Annotated in this window: 19 protein-coding genes; 14 read left to right on the top strand and 5 right to left on the bottom strand. The window is 54.7% G+C overall.

What is annotated here, in order from left to right; translation table 11 throughout:
- Position 1: 1 nt before the first annotated feature.
- Entirely contained in the window at positions 2-1,060 is a 1,059-nt protein-coding gene (modC, locus tag IMQ48_RS20605; protein ID WP_181549090.1) for a molybdenum ABC transporter ATP-binding protein ModC, read from the top strand.
- Here modC and IMQ48_RS20600 read toward each other — a convergent pair whose 3' ends face one another.
- Complete coding sequence (locus IMQ48_RS20600) at positions 1,061-1,879, bottom strand: pyridoxal phosphatase (RefSeq protein ID WP_182320491.1); 819 nt, start codon at positions 1,877-1,879, stop codon at positions 1,061-1,063.
- 166 nt (positions 1,880-2,045) lie between these two features.
- Here IMQ48_RS20600 and pgl point away from each other — a divergent pair, with 166 nt between their 5' ends.
- Positions 2,046-3,041, top strand: a complete 996-nt coding sequence (gene pgl, locus IMQ48_RS20595; RefSeq protein ID WP_196210467.1) for a 6-phosphogluconolactonase — start codon at positions 2,046-2,048, stop codon at positions 3,039-3,041.
- A 55-nt stretch (positions 3,042-3,096) separates the two neighbouring features.
- Here pgl and IMQ48_RS20590 read toward each other — a convergent pair whose 3' ends face one another.
- Complete coding sequence (locus IMQ48_RS20590; RefSeq protein WP_196210466.1) at positions 3,097-4,050, bottom strand: LysR family transcriptional regulator; 954 nt, start codon at positions 4,048-4,050, stop codon at positions 3,097-3,099.
- Positions 4,051-4,228: 178 nt separating this feature from the next.
- On the opposite strand from IMQ48_RS20590, the gene IMQ48_RS20585 reads away from it, so the two are divergent.
- The 3 genes from IMQ48_RS20585 to IMQ48_RS20575 all read left to right on the top strand — a co-directional run bounded on the left by IMQ48_RS20585 (position 4,229) and on the right by IMQ48_RS20575 (position 9,154).
- On the top strand, positions 4,229-5,290 hold the full coding sequence (locus tag IMQ48_RS20585) for a 4-oxalomesaconate tautomerase (RefSeq protein WP_196210483.1): 1,062 nt from the start codon (positions 4,229-4,231) through the stop codon (positions 5,288-5,290).
- Positions 5,291-5,364: 74 nt separating this feature from the next.
- On the top strand, positions 5,365-6,798 hold the full coding sequence (locus tag IMQ48_RS20580) for an anion permease (protein WP_196210465.1): 1,434 nt from the start codon (positions 5,365-5,367) through the stop codon (positions 6,796-6,798).
- Positions 6,799-6,889: 91 nt separating this feature from the next.
- On the top strand, positions 6,890-9,154 hold the full coding sequence (locus IMQ48_RS20575) for a hydratase (protein WP_196210464.1): 2,265 nt from the start codon (positions 6,890-6,892) through the stop codon (positions 9,152-9,154).
- 95 nt (positions 9,155-9,249) lie between these two features.
- Here IMQ48_RS20575 and IMQ48_RS20570 read toward each other — a convergent pair whose 3' ends face one another.
- Positions 9,250-10,533, bottom strand: coding sequence for a putative acyl-CoA thioester hydrolase (locus tag IMQ48_RS20570; RefSeq protein WP_196210463.1), 1,284 nt, complete (start codon positions 10,531-10,533; stop codon positions 9,250-9,252).
- A gap of 223 nt (positions 10,534-10,756) precedes the next feature.
- Between IMQ48_RS20570 and hutI the strand changes: the two genes are divergently transcribed.
- From hutI to hutH, 5 genes are all read left to right on the top strand, one after another.
- Complete coding sequence (gene hutI / locus IMQ48_RS20565; RefSeq protein WP_196210462.1) at positions 10,757-11,980, top strand: imidazolonepropionase; 1,224 nt, start codon at positions 10,757-10,759, stop codon at positions 11,978-11,980.
- A complete protein-coding gene (gene hutG, locus IMQ48_RS20560) occupies positions 11,977-12,918 on the top strand; it encodes a formimidoylglutamase (RefSeq protein WP_196210461.1) in 942 nt (313 codons plus the stop codon). Before hutI ends, hutG begins: the two co-directional genes overlap by 4 nt.
- 64 nt (positions 12,919-12,982) lie before the next feature.
- Positions 12,983-13,708 carry a histidine utilization repressor gene (locus IMQ48_RS20555; protein WP_196210460.1) on the top strand — a complete coding sequence of 242 codons (726 nt, stop codon included), beginning with the start codon at positions 12,983-12,985 and terminating at the stop codon, positions 13,706-13,708.
- Positions 13,709-13,919: 211 nt separating this feature from the next.
- The gene (gene hutU / locus IMQ48_RS20550) at positions 13,920-15,605 is read left to right on the top strand and encodes a urocanate hydratase (protein ID WP_196210459.1); all 1,686 of its coding nucleotides are present in this window, start codon (positions 13,920-13,922) and stop codon (positions 15,603-15,605) included.
- A gap of 1 nt (position 15,606) precedes the next feature.
- Positions 15,607-17,127: a histidine ammonia-lyase gene (gene hutH, locus IMQ48_RS20545; protein WP_196210458.1), complete on the top strand. Its 1,521-nt coding sequence runs from the start codon at positions 15,607-15,609 to the stop codon at positions 17,125-17,127.
- A 96-nt stretch (positions 17,128-17,223) separates the two neighbouring features.
- Here the strand turns inward: hutH and IMQ48_RS20540 are convergent, their stop codons facing one another.
- Both IMQ48_RS20540 and bioA read right to left on the bottom strand, forming a co-directional pair.
- Positions 17,224-17,700 (bottom strand): kinase inhibitor, encoded by a 477-nt coding sequence (locus IMQ48_RS20540; protein WP_135321103.1) that lies wholly within the window; start codon positions 17,698-17,700, stop codon positions 17,224-17,226.
- Between the two features lie 57 nt (positions 17,701-17,757).
- Positions 17,758-19,047, bottom strand: coding sequence for an adenosylmethionine--8-amino-7-oxononanoate transaminase (gene bioA, locus IMQ48_RS20535; RefSeq protein ID WP_196210457.1), 1,290 nt, complete (start codon positions 19,045-19,047; stop codon positions 17,758-17,760).
- 76 nt (positions 19,048-19,123) lie between these two features.
- On the opposite strand from bioA, the gene bioB reads away from it, so the two are divergent.
- Genes bioB through bioD form a run of 4 tightly spaced genes read left to right on the top strand, consistent with a single transcriptional unit; the run spans position 19,124 to position 22,730 of the window.
- Positions 19,124-20,164, top strand: a complete 1,041-nt coding sequence (gene bioB / locus IMQ48_RS20530; RefSeq protein WP_196210456.1) for a biotin synthase BioB — start codon at positions 19,124-19,126, stop codon at positions 20,162-20,164.
- Positions 20,161-21,315 (top strand): 8-amino-7-oxononanoate synthase, encoded by a 1,155-nt coding sequence (gene bioF, locus IMQ48_RS20525; protein ID WP_196210455.1) that lies wholly within the window; start codon positions 20,161-20,163, stop codon positions 21,313-21,315. Before bioB ends, bioF begins: the two co-directional genes overlap by 4 nt.
- On the top strand, positions 21,302-22,057 hold the full coding sequence (gene bioC, locus IMQ48_RS20520) for a malonyl-ACP O-methyltransferase BioC (RefSeq protein ID WP_196210454.1): 756 nt from the start codon (positions 21,302-21,304) through the stop codon (positions 22,055-22,057). The genes bioF and bioC overlap by 14 nt, the downstream gene beginning before the upstream one ends.
- On the top strand, positions 22,050-22,730 hold the full coding sequence (gene bioD, locus IMQ48_RS20515; protein ID WP_196210453.1) for a dethiobiotin synthase: 681 nt from the start codon (positions 22,050-22,052) through the stop codon (positions 22,728-22,730). The genes bioC and bioD overlap by 8 nt, the downstream gene beginning before the upstream one ends.
- Positions 22,731-23,117 lie beyond the last annotated feature (387 nt).

Raw genomic sequence — 23,117 nt, 5'->3', positions numbered from 1 at the left:
TATGCTGGAACTGAATTTCACCCAGACGTTAGGCACGCACTGCCTGACACTCAATGAAACGCTACCTGCCAATGGCATTACCGCGATTTTTGGTGTTTCCGGGGCGGGTAAAACCTCGCTGATTAACGCCATTAGCGGCCTGACGAAGCCGCAGTCCGGGCGCATTGTGCTCAATGGTCGGGTGCTGAACGATGTAGAAAATGGCATCTGCTTAACCCCTGAAAAACGCCGGGTAGGCTACGTTTTTCAGGATGCGCGCCTGTTCCCGCATTATAAAGTGCGCGGTAACCTGCGCTACGGCATGGCGAAAAGCATGGCGGGGCAGTTTGATAAGCTGGTGGCGTTGTTGGGGATCGAACCGCTACTTGAGCGCTTGCCTGGTAGCCTTTCCGGCGGTGAAAAACAGCGCGTGGCTATTGGTCGGGCGCTGCTGACCGCGCCAGAACTGCTGCTGCTTGACGAGCCGCTGGCGTCGCTGGACATTCCGCGTAAGCGTGAACTGTTGCCCTACCTGCAACGCCTGGCGCGCGAAATCAACATCCCGATGCTGTATGTCAGCCATTCGCTGGATGAGATTTTGCATCTGGCCGATAAAGTAATGGTGCTGGAGAACGGCCAGGTAAAAGCGTTTGGCTCGCTGGAGGATGTCTGGGGTAGCAGCGTGATGCATCCCTGGCTGCCGAAAGAGCAGCAAAGTAGCATCCTCAAAGTTAGCGTGCTGGAACACCATCCGCATTATGCGATGACCGCGCTGGCGCTGGGCGATCAGCATCTGTGGGTCAATAAACTGGAGCAACCGCTGCAAACCTCGCTGCGTATTCGTATTCAGGCCTCGGATGTGTCACTGGTATTACAACCGCCGCAGCAGACCAGTATTCGCAACGTGTTGCGCGCCAAAGTCGCGCAGTGTTATGACGACAATGGGCAGGTGGAAGTTCAGCTTGAGGTGGGCGGTAAAACCCTGTGGGCGAGGATCAGCCCGTGGGCCAGGGATGAACTTGGCATCAAACCTGGCCTGTGGCTGTACGCGCAAATTAAGAGCGTGTCGATTACCGCCTGATTACAGCAGGTGAGAATAAATAAATTTGGCGATACTGTCGGTGGTGTTGTCACCAATCACGATATTGGCGCGAGCCTTGACCGCGTCATCTGCGTTACCCATTGCCACGCCGGTGCCTGCGGCTTCCAGCATGCTGATGTCATTAAAGTTGTCGCCAAAGGCGATGACATTCTCCATTGACCCGCCCTGCGCTTCAATCCACTGGGTCAGGCGTTTCCCTTTGCTGTTGCCTTTGCGGGCCACGTCGACCTGATCGTGCCATGACCATTCGCACTCCAGCCCCAGTTGTTGCTCAACGTGCTTGCCAAACTGCTGCAGTTTAGGAATATCTTCGTCGGTAAGGGCAAATTTCCAGACGGCGTTAACGTTATGTGCGGCCTGCGCCAGTGAAGAGACCTGGGTAAAGATTGGGCGCTGCTCTGGCGGCAGGGTTTGCGCCCAGTTTGCGGTACGCACCACATGCCCGGTCGGGCGCTCATACAGCATGGCGTCGTCTACATACATTAGGCCATGGATCTGATGCGCCTCCAGCAGATCGATCAGCTGCAACGCCTGATCCACGGGAAGGGGATCGGATTGCAGAACCTTTTTTGCCTGATAATCATACAAGTAAGTGCCATTACAGCAAATTGCAGGTGTATCCAGCGCCAGTGCCTGATAAAAAGGATGAATAGCAACGTGATGGCGACCCGTGACAATGATAAGTTGGTAGCCGGCTTCTCTGGCGCGTGATAGCGCTTCGAGAGAGGAGGGTAGCAAGGTTTTTTTCGGGGTCAGCAACGTACCGTCTAAATCCAGGGCAATCACGCGAGTGGTCATCAGTTATTCCAGATTAAGGTTGAGAATTGTGTCTTTTGGCATGGTACACCGAGTCGGCAGCCGGACAAAATTCTGAGTCTTAATTAAGCATTCACCGTTAAAAACGTCTACCTTAGGCGTGTGTCAGGCAATTGCAGTCACTTGCCAAAAAGTAAAAGGAGCATTCATGAAGCAAACCGTTTATACCGCCAGCCCTGAGAGTCAGCAAATCCACGTCTGGAGCCTGAATCACGACGGTTCACTGACGCTGACGCAGGTGGTTGATGTACCGGGTCAGGTGCAACCGATGGTCGTCAGCCCGGATAAGCGCTATCTGTACGTTGGCGTGCGTCCCGAGTTTCGCGTGCTGGCCTACCGGATTGCACCGGATGACGGTGCGCTGACTTTTGCTGCAGAATCTGCGCTGCCGGGCAGCCCGACGCATATTTCGACCGATCATCAGGGGCGTTTTGTGTTTGTCGGATCGTACAACGCAGGCAGCGTGAGCGTGACGCGTCTGGAGGATGGCCTGCCGGTTGGGCTGGTGGACGTAGTGGAAGGCATGGACGGATGCCACTCGGCCAATATTTCGCCGGATAACCGCACGCTGTGGGTTCCCGCACTGAAGCAGGATCGTATTTGCCTGTTTGACGTCTGCGATGATGGCAAGCTGGTCGTGCAGGATCCGGCGGAAGTGACGACCGTAGAAGGCGCGGGGCCACGTCATATGGCGTTCCATCCGAATCATCAGTATGCCTACTGCGTCAATGAGCTGAACAGCTCGGTTGATGTCTGGGAACTGAAAGATCCGTACGGTAAAATTGAGTGCGTACAGACGCTGGATATGATGCCAGCTGATTTCGCCGACACTCGCTGGGCAGCAGATATTCACATCACGCCTGATGGTCGTCACTTGTATGCCTGTGACCGTACCGCCAGCCTGATTACGGTGTTTAGCGTGTCAGAAGACGGCAGCGTGCTGACCAAAGAGGGCTTCCAGCCTACCGAAACCCAGCCGCGTGGCTTTAATATCGACAGCAGCGGTAAATACCTGATTGCCGCCGGGCAGAAATCGCACCATATCGCGGTGTATGACATTGCCGGTGAACAGGGGCTGCTGACCGAGAAAGGTCGTTATGCAGTCGGACAAGGCCCAATGTGGGTTGTGATTAACGCCTACTAAGGTTTTATGCCAAATGGCCTACGATAAGCACACGCGTCGTAGGCCTGATAAGGCATTAGCCGCCATCAGACACTCGGTTTCCCTGGAGATCGGAAATCGGTCGCCACAAATTATCCTTTTCATCTGCCCACAGATTTAGCAGCAACGAGAAAAAGCGTTCAGCGACAGGGGACAGCACGGCATCCTTACGCCGGATAATTCCCAACGTGCGTCTAATCACCGGCTCAACCAGCGGAATGCCAATCAGCGTTGGGTGCGCCGTTTGTGGCATTGCCGATCCTGGTAGTGCCGAAATGCCGAGCCCAGCCTCAACCAGGCCAAGGGATGTTGATAAATGGCGAACCTCATAAAACCAATCCAGCTTCCACGGCTTGTCGGCTAAATGTTGCTCAATCAGCAATCGGTTACCGCTCGATGACCGCACGCCTATCAATTTGTAAGCCAGTAATTCTTGCCATTCAACCAACTGTTTATGGGCGAGCGGGTGATCGCGCCGACATGCCAGGACAAAGGGTTCGTTAACCAGCGGGGTGAATTCAATGGAAGAATTTGTGATGCTGTTCATATTTATGCCAAAATCGGCCTCGTTGCAAAGTACGGACTCCATACAATTATTCGTGCCTTGTTCAATAATTCGCACCTTAATATTGGGATATAACTCATTAAATTTTCCGATCGCCAACGGTAAAAAATAGAAAACGGCGGTAGGGATACAGGACAATGTCACCATCCCGTGATAGTGAGTATTCATTTGGCTGATATTAAAAATCGTTTCATCCAATGTCCTAATTAGTTCTCTTGCTTCGGGTAATAACAACTTCCCTGCTTTTGTTAACGTAACTTTGCGGGTTGTTCTCTCGAAGAGTTGAGCGTGTAAATACTCTTCCATTTTTTTAATTCTGCGCGTTAAAGCAGGTTGTGTGATGTTAAGTGATTTCGCTGCATTGTTAAAAGAATTGGACTCTGCCAATGTGACAAATGCCTTCATGCTCGATAATTCATGTTTCATTCTGACCCCATAAAACGTTAACAGACATTCTGTTCTGATAGAGCGACCAGTTTACCTGTCATTGTTAACCTTAAATTAATAAAAAAAGTCACTAATCACGGCAATAAAGTCATTAGCCACCGTATTTTTCGCATGTAACCATGTCTTTAGTATGAATAATATATTTGAGGGCATTGTCGTGAAGAAAATACCTTGCGTTATGATGCGCGGAGGAACCTCCAGAGGCGCATTTTTATTAGCAGAACATCTACCCGAAGAGAAACAGCTGCGTGATGATGTATTGATGAAAATTATGGGATCCGGGAATGCGCTGGAAATCGATGGTATTGGCGGGGGGAATCCGTTAACCAGTAAAGTGGCGATTATTAGTCGTTCAAATGATGCTCAAGCCGATATCGATTATTTATTTGCTCAGGTTTTGGTTCATGAACAACGTGTCGATACGACGCCAAACTGTGGCAATATGCTTTCCGCCGTCGGAGCATTCGCCATCGAAAATGGGCTGATTGCTGCCACAACGCCGACGACGCGGGTACGTATTCGCAATGTGAACACCAATACCTATATTGAAGCCGATATCCAGACACCGCAATGTGTTGTTGAGTATGAAGGCACGGTAAAAATAGACGGTGTTCCGGGAACATCGGCGCCTGTCGCACTCACATTCCTGAATGCCGCTGGCTCCAAAACAGGGCGCATTTTCCCGACGGGAAATCATCGTGATTGTTTTGATGCTATTCCGGTAACCTGCATGGATATGGCGACGCCGGTGGTGATTATTCCTGCTGAATATCTGGGAAAAACTGGGTATGAGTTGCCGGAGGAACTGGATGCCGATACAGAATTATTAGCACGCATGGAATCTATTCGCCGCCAGGCGGGGCTGGCTATGGGGCTAGGGGATGTTACCAATATGGTCATTCCTAAACCTATCCTTATTTCAGCGCCCCAGCAGAGTGGTGCAATTACTGTACGCTATTTTATGCCTCACGCTTGCCATAAAGCACTGGCGATCACTGGCGCTATTGCCATTGCCAGCAGTTGCGTTATTGCAGGGACGGTGACTCAACAGGTGGCACCGGGTATAGCGTATGGAAATATCAGCATTGAACACCCCGGTGGCTCACTGGATATTCATTTGAGTAATGACAGTGATGACGCTACGGCTATTCGCGCCTCGGTGATTCGCACCGCCCGGAAAATATTTTCTGGTGAGGTTTACCTTTCCGCACAACGTTAATTGACACGGTTGTGTATCGCGAATACTGGATTTATTTCGCGAGATTGCCTGTACGCATAAATCAGGAATACCACATGAATGTGAAATCATTATGGAAGCTAATCTTAATATTGGCGATCCCCTGTATTATTGGCATTATTCCTGCACCAGCAGGATTAACTGAACTGGCCTGGGTTCTTTTCGGTATTTATCTTGCCGCCATTGTCGGGTTGGTCATTAAACCGTTTCCTGAGCCGGTGGTGTTGTTGATTGCAGTCGCGGCATCAATGGTGGTGGTAGGTAATTTAGGTCATGGCGTGTTGAAAACTAGCAGCGTTCTCAGCGGTTATGCTTCAGGAACAACGTGGCTGGTTTTCTCTGCATTTACGCTAAGTGCTGCGTTTGTGACTACCGGTCTGGGCAAGCGCATTGCCTATATTCTGATCGGCAAAATCGGTAATACCACGCTGGGTCTGGGTTACGTCACCGTTTTTCTGGATTTGATTCTGGCTCCTGCAACGCCATCTAATACCGCGCGAGCGGGAGGGATTGTGCTGCCAATCATCAATAGTGTGGCGGTGGCATTAGGTTCTGAACCAGACAGGAGTCCACGCCGTGTTGGTCACTACCTGATGATGACCGTTTATATGGTCACTAAAACCACCAGTTATATGTTCTTTACCGCCATGGCAGGGAACATTCTGGCGTTGAAAATGATTAACGATATCTGCCACCTGCAGTTAAGTTGGGGCGGATGGGCGCTGGCAGCAAGTTTACCTGGTATTGTGATGCTGCTCCTGACCCCGTTAGTTATTTATTTTATGTACCCACCTGAAATTACCAGAGTAGATAACAAAACCATCGCTAAAGCCGGACTCCAGGATCTGGGGCCGATGAAGGGACGCGAAAAAATGCTGCTGGGTATTTTTGTTCTCGCGCTATTAGGGTGGATTTTCAGTAAAAGCCTCGGCGTTGATGAATCAACGGTGGCTATTGTGGTGATGGGTGCGATGCTCCTGCTGGGCGTAGTGACCTGGGATGATGTGGTAAAAAATAAAGGTGGCTGGAATACCTTAATCTGGTACGGCGGTATTATTGGTCTGAGTTCTTTATTATCGAAGGTGAAATTTTTTGACTGGTTAGCCGAACTATTCAAAAACAATCTCTCTTTTGACAACCATGGTAATGTGGCCTTCTTCGTCATTCTGTTCCTGAGTATTATTGTCCGTTATTTTTTTGCTTCCGGCAGCGCTTATATTGTGGCAATGATGCCCGTATTTGCCATGTTAGCGAATGTCTCTGGTGCGCCACTGATGCTGACCGCCCTGGCGTTACTGTTCTCTAACTCGTATGGCGGAATGGTAACCCATTATGGTGGTGCGGCGGGTCCGGTTATTTTTGGTGTGGGCTATAGCGATATTAAATCGTGGTGGTTGGTTGGCGGCATGCTCACATTTTTAACGTTTATTGTGCATATCACCCTGGGCGTATGGTGGTGGAGCATGTTGATTGACTGGAATATGTTGTAAACAACACGTCAATCGTCAGTCTATTAAATTTATTGATTAACAATGCCTGTATATACGGTATTTTTACAGGCATCGTACCATGGAGTATGTGATGATTAAATTATATGAGAAAGGCGTCTTTCTCTGCGAGAATAATAATTTGTTAGCCGAGGATCAGGGGGCCGGGCGTATCGAAAAAGATCACGCGAAAAAAGGGACTATCGCCTGGTCGATTCTCTCAGCACACAATACGTCAGGAAATATGAACAAGCTTAAAATTAAGTTTGATTCATTAGCGTCGCACGATATTACTTTTGTCGGCATTATTCAGACAGCTAAAGCTTCTGGCATGGAGCGTTTCCCGTTACCTTATGTTTTGACTAACTGCCATAACTCATTGTGTGCGGTAGGCGGAACTATTAACGGCGACGATCATCAGTTCGGGCTGTCTGCAGCGCAACGCTATGGAGGCATTTTTGTGCCTCCACATATTGCGGTTATCCATCAATATATGCGTGAGACGATGGCCGGTGGCGGAAAAATGATCCTCGGCTCTGACAGTCATACTCGTTATGGCGCATTGGGAACTATGGCGGTAGGCGAAGGCGGCGGTGAGCTGGTTAAGCAGTTATTAAACGATACCTGGGATATCGATTACCCTGACGTTGTTGCGGTATACATGACTGGGAAACCCGCACCTGGCGTAGGGCCACAGGATGTTGCGTTAGCCATTATTGGCGCGGTGTTTAAAAACGGTTACGTCAAAAATAAAGTGATGGAATTTGTCGGTCCGGGTATTAAGTCTCTCTCCACGGATTTTCGCAACAGCGTTGATGTGATGACAACGGAAACCACCTGTCTGAGCTCCGTCTGGCAAACGGATGATGAGACGCACAGTTGGCTGGCGCTACACGGTCGCGAGCAGGACTATCGCCCGCTGAACCCGCAGCCGATGGCGTATTACGATGGCTGTATTTATGTTGATCTGAGCGCCATCAAGCCGATGATCGCGCTGCCTTTCCACCCCAGCAACGTCTATGAAATTGACACTCTCAATGAGAATCTCACCGATATTCTTCGCGGGATCGAAATTGAATCCGCGCGTATCGCGCAAGGGAAAGCCAGCCTCTCACTGCTCGACAAAGTGGAGAATGGTCGCTTAAAAGTACAGCAGGGGATCATTGCCGGATGCTCGGGCGGTAACTATGAGAACGTGATTGCCGCCGCCAGTGCGCTACGCGGTCAATCCTGCGGTAGCGACACCTTTTCGCTGGCGGTCTACCCCTCATCACAACCGGTATTTATGGACTTAGCCAAGAAAGGTGTGGTCGCAGATTTGATGGGCGCGGGCGCTATTATCAGAACCGCTTTCTGCGGTCCCTGCTTCGGTGCGGGTGACACGCCCATCAATAACGGGCTGAGCATTCGCCATACCACGCGTAACTTCCCTAACCGTGAAGGTTCGAAACCGGGCAGCGGGCAAATGTCGGCCGTGGCGCTGATGGATGCGCGCTCCATCGCCGCGACGGCGGCAAACGGCGGATTCCTGACTCCGGCGACTGAGCTGGACTGTTGGGATGAAATGCCTGCCTATACGTTTGACCCTGCGCCTTATAAAAGCCGCATCTACCAGGGCTTTGTGAAAGGTGCCACGCAGCAGTCGCTTATTTATGGTCCCAATATTAAAGACTGGCCGGAGCTTGGCGCACTGACGGAAAATATTCTGTTGAAGGTCGCCTCAAAAATTCTCGATGAGGTGACGACGACTGATGAGCTGATCCCATCCGGGGAAACGTCTTCCTATCGCTCAAATCCTTTAGGGCTGGCGGAATTTACGCTTTCACGCCGGGATCCCGGCTACGTGGGAAGGAGTAAAGCCACCGCTGAGCTGGAAAAACAGCGGCGGGCTGGCGGGATGAACAACGCACTGGTACCCATCTTCGAACGCATTCACCAGATTGCCGGCCAGGAAAATGTTGCGCCACTGGAGACCGGAATTGGCAGTATGATTTATGCCGTCAAACCCGGTGATGGTTCCGCGCGTGAGCAGGCGGCAAGTTGTCAGCGTGTGATTGGCGGGTTGGCGAATATCGTCGAGGAATATGCCACCAAGCGTTACCGTTCCAACGTTATTAACTGGGGGATGTTACCGCTGCAAATGGCTGAGAGTCCGTCTTTTGAGGTGGGGGACTATCTCTATATTCCTGGTATTCGCCGTGCACTAGACGAATGCAGACGCGAGATAGCTGCATACGTACTTTATGAGAATGGGTCGGTCAGCGAAATTAGCCTGTATATGGCAAGCCTGACTGCGGAAGAGCGTGAAATCATAAAGGCGGGAAGTTTGATTAACTTTAATAAAGCGCGTTTGGTGTAAGGCTATCAGTAGGCCGGATAAGGCGGTTTTCGCCGCCATCCGGCACATTGCCCGGAGGCGCATACGCTTACCGGGCCTACATAAGTGAATGACGTTTACTGCTTCGGCTCGGCAACCACTTTGCTACCCACACCGCGGTTGTTGTATTCCCACATGCGGTTAAAGTTGGTGTCGTTCAGATTACGCTGGATTTCGCCTTTGTCATCCTCTGCACCGGTATTGCCGGTAAACGGATGCTTACCGATCACGCTGTCACCCCATGGCTTCGCCATGTTAAAGCCTTCGTTGATCACGCTGTCGCGGATCACCACCTGACCGTTGGTGTTAGCATCGACATCCAGTGAGCGGCCTAACTGCGCCACGCCATCACCCGCAGCGGTAAAGCGGCTGTTGACGGCAAGGAAACCGTAATAAATGTTCGACAGCGTGGCGGGAGCGAACACGTAGGCTTCCTGCTGGGTGCGAGAATTGACGACGCGGAAATCGGTGTTTTCGAACACGACTGCGCCGCGACCGGAAACGATATCCACATCGCCTTCAATGTAGCTGTTCGTCACCAGCGTACGCGGCTGACGATCGTTTTCCAGACGGTTTTGAACGCCACTGTTGGTCACGAAGAAGGTATTCTGACGACCCAGAATGTTGACGTTGTTGATCTGTACTTTATCGCCATCGGTACGCAGAGCTACGGCCGGATGGTTACCTGCATCCACGCTGTCACCGAGGTTGTTTTCGATGGTCAGATTCTGCAATTGCAGGCCGTTGTTTTGCGACCAGAAGACAGCAGAACACAGGACACCAATGTTCGCGCCACGTTTGTTCTGGCAATTATCAAACATGTACCAAGCAGGTTTGCCCGGCATATATTTGCCGCTCGGGTTGACCGTACGACGCCAGTCAGCGGTGCTCATTTCCCCGTCAATGGCCTGGCCAATTTTCACATCAAGCGGTTTTTCGCCCATGCCGTACAGCGTCAGGCTGCCCGTTGCCGCCGGGACATAGACCGTGCCCTGATAGTCACCTGGCATGATCGCAATATATTGACGTTTGTTGGTGCGTTTAATGATTGCCGCATCCACCGCCGCCTGAATGGTGGTGTGGGTGACGCCCTGAGTCCCTGCCGGGCCGACAACAAAATCAGGCTGTGCGGGCAGAGAAATCGCAGAAGGGGACCACGGCGCGGTGTTTGGCGTTAGTGCAGAAAAATAATGTGCAGCCACAAAATTGCTGGCTTCATTTGCCGACAGAATCGGGCGCGAGGAAGTGCCTGGCGCGGTCTGGTCGGAAGGAATTTGATCGGGCGAGGTCGCGCTACAGGCGGTCAGAGTCACGCCAAAAGCCATTGCCAGCGCCAGACGGGAAACTGATGAAATGTTCACAGGTTGCTCCGGGCTTTGAAATTTATCCATTGAAGCCTGCTTTTTTATACTAAGTTGAGCGAAACGGAAAGGTGAAAAGGTAAAAAGTTGTTTTTTATAGCAGCAATGTCTGATGTGGAACCTCCTGAACTCACAATTAAGTAACATTTATTGCCCTTCAGGTTGACAACATCCGCAGGATCTCAATAAATGTCTATACAACCTATGACAAGTGGTGAGTGGAATGCAGCAATTTTTCCCTGATGATGCCATCTGGCGTAATGTTCGCCTGGCGACCATGGATCCTGAACGTAACACCCCGTATGGGCTGGTGGACGGTCACGCGCTGATTATTCGACAGGGCAAGATCCGCGCCATCGTGCCTGAATCCTCGTTATACCGCACACATGACAATACCTTTGATATGCAGGGCCGACTGGTTACGCCAGGTTTGATTGATTGCCACACACATCTGGTATTTGGCGGAAATCGTGCAGGCGAGTGGGAGCAGCGGCTGAATGGTGTGTCTTACCAGCAAATCAGCGCCCAGGGCGGGGGCATAAATGCCACCGTGTCGGCGACCCGCCGCGCATCTGACGATCAGCTCCTTGCCGTGGCGCGTGCGCGCATGGAACGGCTGATAAAAGAAGGCGTCACGCTGCTGGAAGTGAAATCAGGCTATGGTCTGGATTTGGCGACAGAAGAGAAAATTTTGCGCGTGGTCTCTGCGCTGGCGGCGGAAAATACCCTTGAAATCAGCCCGACGCTGCTGGCCGCGCACGCGACACCGGCGGAATACCGTGACGATCCTGACGGCTATATAACGCTGGTGTGCGAGACCATTTTGCCTCAGCTGTGGGAACAGGGCCTGTTTGAGACCGTCGACCTGTTTTGTGAAAGCGTTGGGTTTAGCCTGGCGCAAAGTGAACGGGTATTTAAGGCAGCTCAGGCGTTGGGCATTCCGGTTAAGGGCCACGTGGAACAGCTGTCGTTGCTCGGTGGCGCGCAGCTGGTTAGCCGCTATCACGGATTATCGGCCGATCATATTGAATACCTCGATGAGGCAGGTGTGGCGGCGATGAGTCGCAGCGGCACGGTGGGTGTTCTGCTGCCCGGTGCCTTTTATTTTCTTAAAGAGAAACAGCGCCCACCGGTGGAGTGGCTACGTCAATATAACGTGCCTATGGCGGTGGCGACGGATTTCAACCCTGGTACCAGTCCGTTTATCAGTCTGCACTGGGCGATGAACATGGCCTGCGTGCAGTTTGGCTTAACGCCGGAAGAAGCGTGGGCGGGCGTCACGCGTCATGCGGCGCAAGCCCTTGGTCGTCAGGCGACCCATGGGCAATTGAAGGCAGGATTCATGGCGGACTTTGTGGTGTGGGATGCCCACCTTCCGGTTGAGATCCTGTATGAACCTGGCCGCAACCCGCTGTATCAACGCGTATTTCGAGGACAACCATCATGAGTCACTGGCATCCAGTATCTCCCGCACTTTGGCAAGGTCGCGACGATCGCGCTGAATCACCCAACGCGCTGCGCCTGTTTCAGACCATCACGCTTAGTGCGGCGTTTAGCCCGGAAAACTATCGTGAGCAGATAGCGCTGCTGGGATTCGCCTGCGATGAAGGCGTCAAGCGTAATCAGGGACGCACGGGGGCGGCTGGCGCACCTGATGCACTGCGCAAAGCGCTGGCAAATTTAGCCAGCCACCAGGGCCATGACCGGCTGGTGGATCTGGGCAACATTGTGGCGCAGGCCCCCGATCTCGAAGGGGCGCAGCAGGCGTTACGCCATGCGGTGCAGCGCTGTCAGCAGGCTGAGATGCGCACCTTCGTGCTGGGGGGCGGGCACGAAACCGCCTTTGCTCACGGGGCGGGCGTGCTGGATGCGTTCCCGCGCTCAACTGTGGGTATCGTTAACCTCGATGCCCATCTGGACTTACGCCATGCCGACCAGGCCACCTCCGGCACGCCGTTTCGCCAGTTAGCACAGCTTTGTGACGCGCAGCAGCGTGAATTTCATTACGCCTGCTTTGGTGTTAACCGGGCGGCTAACACCCAGGCACTGTGGGATGAAGCGCAGCGGCTTGGCGTTACCGTGGTGGAGGATCTGCACTGTCATAACGCGCAGTCGCAGATGGCGCAGTTTATCTCCAGCGTTGATGTTATTTATCTGACGATCGACCTCGACGTTCTGCCGGTCTGGGAAATGCCCGCCGTGTCCGCACCCGCCGCGCTGGGCGTGCCGTTGTCCACGTTACTGAGGCTGATTGAGCCCCTGTGCCGCAGCGGTAAATTGCAGGCGGTAGACATGGTTGAATTTAATCCCCGTTTTGACGATGATGGCAACGCGGCGCGCGTTGCGGCGCGTCTTGGCTGGCAAATCGCACACTGGTGGCACTGACGTGCCTGATAGCGTGATGCCGCCATTTTGCCACTCTCATTTTCAGCGTAAGGAAGGCTAACGCATGCTCCCATCCCATTCCCGTTCTGCCCCGGCACCTTTTTACGAAAAGGTAAAGCAGGAGATCAGTGAAAAGATTGCCAGCGGCATCTGGCAGCCTCACGATCGCATCCCGTCGGAAGCGGAGTTGGTTGCGCAGTATGGTTTTAGCCGTATGACTATTAATCGGGCGCTGCGTGAGCTCACCGACGAGGGACTGCTGGTGCGTTTGCAGGGCGTCGGTACGTTTGTCGCCGAGCCGAAAGGTCAGTCCGCGTTGTTTGAAATTCGCAGCATTGCCGATGAAATTATCGCCCGCGAGCATCAGCATCGGTGCGAGGTGCTGAAGCTGGAAAGTACGTGTGCGAACGCGCAGCAGGCCACGGAATTGAACGTTAAAGAAGGCACCTATATTTATCACTCGATCATGGTGCACTTTGAAAACTCCCTGCCGGTACAAATTGAAGATCGCTGCGTCAATGCGGAGATTGTGCCGGAGTATCTGACACAGGACTACAGTCAGACCACGCCGCATGCCTATCTGTCGCTGATTGCCCCATTGACCGAAGGTGAGCATATTGTCGAAGCGGTGCGCGCCAGCGCGGAAGAGTGCGCGCTACTGAACATTAAAGAACACGATCCCTGCCTGCTGATTCGCCGCAAGACCTGGTCTGCGTCATCCATTGTCTCTCATGCTCGTTTGCTTTTCCCGGGTTCCCGCTATCGTCTGCAAGGGCGCTTCATGTCCTGAAAATCGTGATTGCTGCCGCAGTATGACGAAAATGTAGATTAGTTGTTAACTATAACCTTGTATTTGATTGTATAGACAAGTATATACTTTTAACCAATGTGACCGTTCATCGTAGGCCTGATTAGACGCGTTAGCGTCGCCATCAGGCGCTGTGCCGGATGGCGGCGTATACGCCTGATCCGGCCTACATTCAGCCTGAGGAGTTTCCGTCATGTCTCACAGCAAGTATCGTCAGCAGGATATTCGTGCCCCACGCGGCACCACCTTAACGGCCAAAAGCTGGCTGACCGAAGCGCCGCTGCGCATGTTAATGAACAATCTCGATCCTGATGTGGCGGAAAATCCCCATGAACTGGTGGTGTACGGCGGGATCGGTCGCGCCGCGCGTGACTGGGAATGCTATGACGCCATCGTCAAGGCGCTGACCAAACTGGAGGCCGATGAAACGCTGCTGGTCCAGTCGGGTAAGCCGGTCGGCGTCTTCAAAACCCACGACAATGCGCCGCGCGTGCTGATTGCCAACTCCAACCTGGTCCCGCACTGGGCGACCTGGGAACACTTCAACGAACTGGATGCGAAAGGACTGGCGATGTATGGCCAGATGACCGCTGGCAGCTGGATTTATATCGGCAGTCAGGGCATCGTGCAGGGGACGTATGAAACCTTCGTCGAAGCCGGACGTCAGCATTATCAGGGTAGCCTGAGCGGACGCTGGGTACTGACCGCTGGTCTTGGCGGAATGGGCGGGGCGCAGCCGCTAGCCGCGACGCTGGCGGGCGCCTGCTCGCTGAACATTGAATGTCAGCAAAGCCGTATCGATTTCCGTCTGCGTACCCGCTATGTGGATGAGCAGGCCACAACGTTGGATGATGCGCTGGCGCGTATCGACAAATACACCCGTGAGGGTAAAGCCGTTTCTATTGCGCTGTGCGCGAACGCGGCCGACATTGTTCCGGAACTGGTGAAGCGCGGCGTGCGTCCGGATATGGTCACTGATCAGACCAGCGCCCATGACCCGCTACACGGTTATCTGCCGTCCGGCTGGAGCTGGGAAGAGTACCAGGCGAAAGCGGTGTCCGATCCGCAGGGCACGGTGCAGGCGGCGAAACGTTCCATGGCTACACACGTACAGGCAATGCTGGACTTCAGCAAAATGGGTGTGCCGACGTTTGATTACGGCAATAACATTCGCCAGATGGCCAAAGAGATGGGCGTGGAAAATGCCTTTGATTTCCCAGGCTTTGTTCCCGCCTATATTCGACCACTGTTCTGTCGCGGCATTGGCCCCTTCCGCTGGGTGGCGCTTTCCGGCGATCCGCAGGATATTTATAAGACCGATGCCAAAGTAAAAGAGATTGTCGCTAACGATAAGCACCTGCATCACTGGCTGGATATGGCGCGCGAGCGGATTAACTTCCAGGGTTTGCCGGCGCGTATTTGCTGGGTTGGACTGGAATGGCGGCAAAAACTGGGGTTAGCGTTTAACGAAATGGTACGCAGTGGTGAAGTCTCCGCGCCGATTGTCATTGGCCGTGACCATCTGGACTCCGGCTCCGTTGCCAGCCCGAACCGTGAAACCGAAGCCATGCGCGACGGTTCTGACGCCGTATCCGACTGGCCGCTGCTTAACGCGCTGCTCAATACCGCCAGTGGGGCGACCTGGGTGTCACTGCACCACGGTGGCGGGGTCGGTATGGGCTTCTCGCAACATGCGGGGATGGTGATTGTGTGCGACGGGACCGACGAAGCCGCCGCGCGTATCGCCCGGGTATTGCATAACGATCCGGCCACGGGCGTCATGCGTCACGCAGACGCCGGGTATGACATCGCGGTGGAATGTGCCGTTGAGCAAGGGTTGAATTTGCCGATGATTGCCGGAACGCAGGAGAATAACTGAAATGACTAAGCTTACGTTAACACCGGGTCATCTGAGTTTTACGCAGCTACGCGACATCTGGCAGCAGCCGGTACAACTGAGTCTGGACGCCAGCGCGATTGATGCCATCAACGCCAGCGTGGCCTGCGTGAATAATATTGTTGCCGAAGGGCGAACGGCCTACGGCATCAATACGGGATTTGGCCTGCTGGCCCAGACTCGTATTGCCACGGAAGATCTGCAAAATCTTCAGCGCTCGCTGGTGCTTTCACATGCTGCTGGCGTTGGCAACGCGCTGGATGATGCCATGGTGCGTCTGATCATGGTGCTGAAAATCAACAGCCTGGCGCGCGGTTTCTCCGGTATTCGCTTGAGCGTGATTGAAGCGCTGATTGCGCTGGTGAACGCCGAAGTTTACCCGCTGATCCCAGCGAAAGGATCTGTCGGCGCATCGGGCGATCTGGCCCCGCTGGCGCACATGTCGCTGACCTTGTTAGGTGAGGGGAAAGCCCGCTGGCAGGGGGAATGGCTCCCGGCGACGCAGGCGCTGAAAAAAGCCGGGCTGGAGCCGATTACGCTGGAGGCGAAAGAGGGGCTGGCGCTGCTGAACGGTACTCAGGCGTCCACCGCCTTTGCTCTGCGTGGATTGATTGAAGCCCAGGAGCTGTTTGCTTCAGCGACGGTGTGCGGCGCGCTGACCACCGAAGCGGTGCTGGGCTCACGTCGTCCATTTGACCCTCGCATTCATGCTGCGCGCGGACAGCGTGGGCAGATTGACGCCGCTACGTTGTATCGTCACGTGCTGACCGACTCCAGCGCGCTGTCGCAATCTCATCATAACTGTGAAAAAGTGCAGGATCCGTATTCTTTGCGCTGTCAGCCACAGGTGATGGGTGCGTGCCTGACGCAAATGCGCCAGGTGATGGATGTACTGCTGGTTGAAGCTAACGCCGTGTCGGACAACCCGCTGGTGTTTGCCGAAGAAGGGGATGTGATTTCCGGCGGTAACTTCCATGCGGAGCCGGTGGCGATGGCGGCGGACAATCTGGCGCTGGCGATTGCGGAAATGGGGGCGCTATCAGAGCGGCGTATCGCGCTGATGATGGATAAACACATGTCGCAGTTGCCGCCATTCCTGGTCAAAAATGGCGGGGTTAACTCTGGTTTTATGATTGCGCAGGTTACCGCCGCCGCACTGGCCAGCGAAAACAAAGCCCTGGCTCACCCGCACAGCGTAGACAGCCTGCCCACGTCAGCCAATCAGGAAGATCATGTCTCCATGGCACCTGCGGCCGGTCGCCGACTGTGGGAGATGGCGGCAAATACGCGCGGTGTGATTGCCGTAGAGTGGCTGGCGGCCTGTCAGGGGATCGATTTACGTGAAGGACTGACCTCAAGTCCGCTGCTGGAGCAGGCGCGTCAGGCCTTGCGTGAACAGGTTTCACATTATACCCAGGACCGTTTTTTCGCTCCGGATATCGAGTGTGCGACCGAGCTGTTAGCGCAGGGAACGTTGTTGAAATTGTTGCCTGAGTTTCTGTAGCAAATTGCCTGATAGCGACGCTGATGCGTCTTATCAGGCCTACGGTCTGCCTGGTAGGCCGGATGAGGCGAAGCCGACATCCGGCACAACACAAGTTTAACTGAACATCGCGGTTATTGATGCGCTGGCGAGCGAATGGAAATGGACATTAAATCCGACCATCGCGCCGCTGGCGCCCTCATCGACATCAAGACGCTCCACATCCAGCGCATGAACCGTAAAGATATAGCGATGTGTCTCCCCTTTTGGCGGTGCCGCGCCGCCGTAGCCTGCTTTACCGAAGTCCGTGCGCGTTTGCAGTACGCCTTCCGGTAGCGCAACCAGCCCGGAGCCGTACCCTTGCGGTAGAACTCGGGTATCCGCAGGCAGGTTAACCACCACCCAGTGCCACCAGCCGGAGCCGGTTGGCGCATCGGGATCGTAACAGGTCACGACAAAACTTTTAGTCCCGGCGGGGACATCGTCCCACGCCAGATGCGGGGAAATATTGTCCCCGTCATACCCCATACCGTTAAAGACGTGGCGATGCGGAAGCTTATCCCCGTCGCGCAGATCGTTGCTGATTAGTTTCATGCTGACTCCTCTCGTTAGCCCAAAAGTGTAGCCAGAAACCATAAAGCTTACCGCTGATTAATCGCTAAAAAATGTTGCACTGCGCACAGCCTCGTTCACCGCCTGCGTCAGACGACGCAACTGATCGGGCTGGATGATGTACGGCGGCATCAGATAGATGAGCTTGCCAAATGGTCTGACCCACACGCCCTGTTCGACAAAGAACTTCTGCAGCGCGGCCATATTTACCGGATGCGTGGTTTCGATTACGCCAATGGCACCGAGAACGCGCACGTCGGCGACATACGCGGAATCCGCTGCCGGTGCCAGTTCGCGACGCAACTGCGCTTCGATTGCCGCCACCTGTGAGCGCCATTCGCCCGATTCCAGCAGTGACAAACTGGCAGAGGCGACAGCACAAGCCAGCGGATTGCCCATAAACGTCGGGCCGTGCATAAAACAGCCCGCCTCACCGTTACTGATGGTTTCCGCCACCTGGCGAGTGGTCAGGGTGGCAGAAAGGGTCATTGTCCCGCCGGTTAACGCTTTGCCGAGACATAAAATATCCGGTGTAATGTCGGCGTGTTCACAGGCAAACAGCTTACCGGTGCGGCCAAAGCCGGTGGCGATTTCGTCGGCAATCAGCAGAATACCTTCGCGATCGCACATCTTACGGATGCGCTTCAACCATTCGGGATGGTACATGCGCATGCCGCCGGCGCCCTGCACAATTGGCTCCAGGATCACCGCCGCAATCTCGTGGCGATGGGCCGCCATCAGACGGGCAAAGGGCACCATATCCAGCTCATCCCATTCGCCGCCCATCCGGCTTTGCGGAGCTGGGGCGAACAGGTTTTCTGGCAGATACCCTTTCCACAGACTGTGCATGGAGTTGTCGGGATCGCAGACCGACATTGCCCCGAAGGTATCGCCGTGATACCCATTACGAAACGTCAGGAAACGCTGGCGAGATTCCCCTTTTGCCTGCCAGTACTGCAGCGCCATTTTCATTGACACTTCCACGGCAACGGAACCTGAGTCCGCGAGAAAAACGCATTCCAGCGCGTCCGGCGTCATGGCGACCAGTTGGCGGCACAGTGCAATGGCCGGGGCATGGGTAATGCCGCCAAACATCACGTGCGACATGGCGTCGATTTGCGTTTTCATCGCGGCGTTCAGCTGTGGGTGATTGTAGCCGTGGATCGCCGCCCACCAGGACGACATCCCGTCAATCAGTCTTTCACCGCTGGCTAAAATCAGTTCACATCCTTCAGCGCGCGCTACCGGATACACCGGCAGCGGGGAGGTCATCGAGGTGTAAGGGTGCCAGATATGGCGTTGGTCAAAGGCAAGATCGTCCGTTGTCATAATCGACTTGTAAACCAAATTAAAAAGATTTAGGTTTACGAGTCTACACGAAACTCAAAATGAAACGAACACCAATATGGCTCATTCTTCTCGCTGGACAATGTCGCAAGTTACCGAATTATTTGAAAAACCACTGCTGGATCTGCTGTTTGAAGCGCAACAGATCCACCGTCAGCACTTTGACCCGCAGCAGGTACAGGTCAGTACGTTGTTGTCGATTAAAACTGGCGCCTGTCCGGAAGACTGCAAATACTGCCCACAAAGTTCCCGCTATAAAACCGGTCTGGAAACCGAGCGTTTAATGGAAGTTGAGCAGGTACTGGACTCTGCGCGTAAGGCCAAACAAGCTGGTTCAACACGTTTCTGCATGGGCGCGGCGTGGAAGAATCCACACGAGCGCGATATGCCTTACCTGGAACAAATGGTGCAGGGCGTGAAAGATCTGGGGCTGGAAGCCTGTATGACGTTGGGCACGCTGGATGAAACGCAGGCGCAGCGTCTGGCCCGCGCGGGTCTCGATTACTACAACCACAATCTCGACACCTCGCCGGAGTTTTACGGCAATATCATCACTACCCGTTCGTATCAGGAACGCCTGGATACGCTGGATAAAGTGCGTGAAGCCGGGATTAAAGTTTGCTCTGGCGGCATCGTCGGCTTAGGCGAAACGGTCACTGACCGCGCCGGGTTGCTGCTGCAACTGGCAAACCTGCCCACTCCGCCGGAAAGCGTCCCCATCAATATGCTGGTGAAGGTGAAGGGCACGCCGCTGGCCGATAACGATGATGTGGACGCGTTTGATTTTATCCGCACCATCGCCGTGGCGCGTATCATGATGCCGACCTCGTACGTGCGTCTGTCCGCAGGACGCGAACAAATGAACGAACAGACCCAGGCCATGTGCTTTATGGCCGGGGCCAACTCGATTTTCTACGGCTGTAAACTGCTGACCACGCCGAACCCGAACGAAGATAAGGACCTGCTGCTGTTCCGTAAGCTAGGTCTGAATCCTCAGCAAACGGCGGTGCTGGCGGGCGATAACGAACAGCAGCAGCGTCTGGAACAGGCCTTGCGCACCCCGGACACTGACGATTATTACAATGCGGCAACTGTATGACCTGGCAGCAAAAAATTGACGATGCGCTGGCAGCGCGTCGTGTTGCCGATGCCCTGCGCCGTCGTCATGCGGTGACGCAGGGCGCCGGGCGTTGGCTGCAAGCTGATGGTCGTCAGTATCTGAATTTTTCCAGTAACGATTACCTTGGGCTAAGCCACCATCCGCAGATCGTCTGTGCGTGGCAGCAAGGGGCCGAACGGTTTGGCGTCGGCAGCGGCGGCTCTGGGCATGTCAGCGGCTATTCCATTGCGCATCAGGCGCTGGAAGACGAACTGGCGCAATGGTTGGGCTATTCACGCGCGCTGCTGTTTATCTCCGGGTTTGCAGCCAATCAGGCGGTGATTACCGCGCTGATGGGTAAACAGGACCGCATTGTTGCAGACCGACTCAGTCACGCCTCGCTGCTGGAGGCCGCCAGTCTGAGTCCGGCCACGCTACGCCGCTTTACCCATAATGATCCTCAGCATTTAGCTCGTCTGCTGGCGGCTCCCTGTTCGGGGCAACAGCTGGTGGTAACCGAAGGCGTATTCAGCATGGACGGCGACAGCGCGCCGCTGGCGCAAACCCACACCGAGGCGCAACGCCAGGAGGCGTGGCTGCTGGTGGATGATGCCCACGGTATTGGCGTCACCGGTGAAGAAGGACGCGGCTCGTGCTGGCAGCAGCAGGTCAAACCCGAGCTGCTGGTGGTGACCTTTGGCAAAGGCTTTGGCGTCAGCGGGGCGGCCATTCTCTGTTCTGACAGCGTGGCCGATTATCTGCTGCAGTTTGCTCGCCATCTGATCTACAGCACCAGTATGCCCCCGGCGCAGGCTCAGGCGTTGCGCGCCGCGCTGGCGGTGATCCGTAGCCGCGAAGGCGACGAGCGGCGGGCAAAACTGGCGATGCTTATCCAGCGTTTTCGCGCCGGTATGACGAACCCAGATTTGCTGCTGGCAAAGTCAGACAGCGCCATTCAGCCACTGATCGTCGGCGATAACCAGAAGGCGTTGCAGCTGGCGCAGACGCTACGCGAGCGGGGCTGCTGGGTGACGGCAATCCGTCCACCTACCGTGCCGGTTGGTACTGCCAGACTGCGCCTGACGCTGACTCAGGCGCATGACGTTCAGGATATCGACCGCTTGCTGGAGGTGCTGCATGATGCAGGTTGATAAGCAGGCCATTGCCGCCGCGTTCGGACGCGCTGCCTCCCACTACGAACAACACGCTGAATTACAGCGTCAAAGCGCCGATGCGTTACTGGCGCGGCTGGCGGGGCGGCAGTACGCCCGCGTGCTGGATGCCGGTTGCGGACCAGGGCGCATGAGTCGCTACTGGCGGGAGCAGGGGAGCGAGGTCAGCGCCCTGGATTTGTCTGCGCCCATGCTGGCGCAAGCCCAGCGGCACGAGGCGGCGCACCATTATCTGCTGGCCGATATTGAGGCTATTCCGCAGGATACCGCGACGTTTGACCTGGCCTGGAGCAATCTGGCCGTGCAATGGTGCGGCGGTTTACGCGACGCGTTAGACGAACTCTACCGCGTCGTGCGTCCCGGCGGGACGGTGGCTTTCAGCACCCTGGCGCACGGCTCGATGCCGGAACTGCGTCAGGCGTGGCAGGCGGTGGATAACCGGGCGCACGCCAACCGTTTTTTACCCGTAGAACAGCTGGAAAACGCGCTGCACGGCTGGGACGTTGAGTATCAGATGCAGGCCGTCACGCTGTGGTTTGACGATGCGCTGAGCGCCATGCGTTCGCTCAAAGGCATTGGCGCGACGCATTTGCATGAGGGTCGTGAACAGCGCGTGCTGACCCGCTCACAGCTGCAACAGCTACAGTTAGCCTGGCCTCAGCAGCAGGGGAAATATCCGCTAACGTATCATCTTTTTTTGGGAGTGATTCAACGTGACTAAAGCGTATTTTGTCACCGGGACGGACACCGAAGTCGGTAAAACCATCGCCAGCTGTGCGCTGTTACAGGCGGCAGGACAGTTGGGCTACCGGACCGTGGGCTACAAGCCGGTCGCCTCGGGTAGCGAAATGACGGCAGACGGCCTGCGTAACAGCGATGCCCTGGCGTTGCAGCGTAACAGCACGCTGGCAGTGGACTACGCGGCTATCAACCCGTATACCTTCGCTGAACCCACGTCACCGCATATTATCAGCGCCGATGAAGGGCGACCGATTCTGGCCCCGGTGATGTCTGCTGGTTTACGCGCCCTGGAGAAACAGGCCGACTGGGTGCTGGTGGAAGGGGCCGGGGGATGGTTGACCCCACTTTCGCCGACACTGAGCTTTGCCGACTGGGTGCAAACGGAACAGCTGCCGGTGATTCTGGTGGTGGGTGTGAAGCTCGGCTGTATCAACCATGCCCTCCTGACCGCACAGGCGATACGCCAGGCAGGGCTGGCACTGGTCGGCTGGGTTGCCAATGACGTCACCCCGCCTGGAAAGCGTCATGCTGAATACATGGCGACGCTGACGCGTGCGCTTTCGGCGCCATTGCTGGGCGAGATCCCGTGGCTATCAGACGCGCCGGAGCTGGCAGCGACCGGGCACTATGTTGATCTGAGCGCGCTGTCTTAGGCGTCATCCTGTTGTGGATATGCTGCTGTGGCCTGTTCTTATTAACTGGTTGGAGCAGGCAAAAAAATGATGAAAATGCGAGCAGGATCTCGACGGCTCCAGACCGCTTCGTTAGCTGATAAATATCAAATTTTAGCGATAATTTTTTTTTATTCGACTAAAAAGGGACATCGATACGTTTCTGCCAGGCGGCATTCAGCACGGGCTGGAGACAGTTATCCACTATTCCTGTGGATAACCTTGTGCATTAGAGTTAGAAAACACTATGTAAGCGAGAGAAGACGCGGCCTGCGACTAAATTGCTGCGAAAGACGGCTTGAGCAAATAGTTATTCAAATACAGGTTGTTAGATAAAAGCAATGGCTGTCGTGGAAGTGTCATCTGTTG

The sequence above is a fragment of the Citrobacter sp. Res13-Sevr-PEB04-36 genome (genome assembly GCF_015672735.1).
Taxonomy (GTDB): domain Bacteria; phylum Pseudomonadota; class Gammaproteobacteria; order Enterobacterales; family Enterobacteriaceae; genus Citrobacter.
The sequence above is the reverse complement of the archived record's forward strand: the minus strand, read 5'-3'. Positions and strand labels throughout refer to the sequence as shown.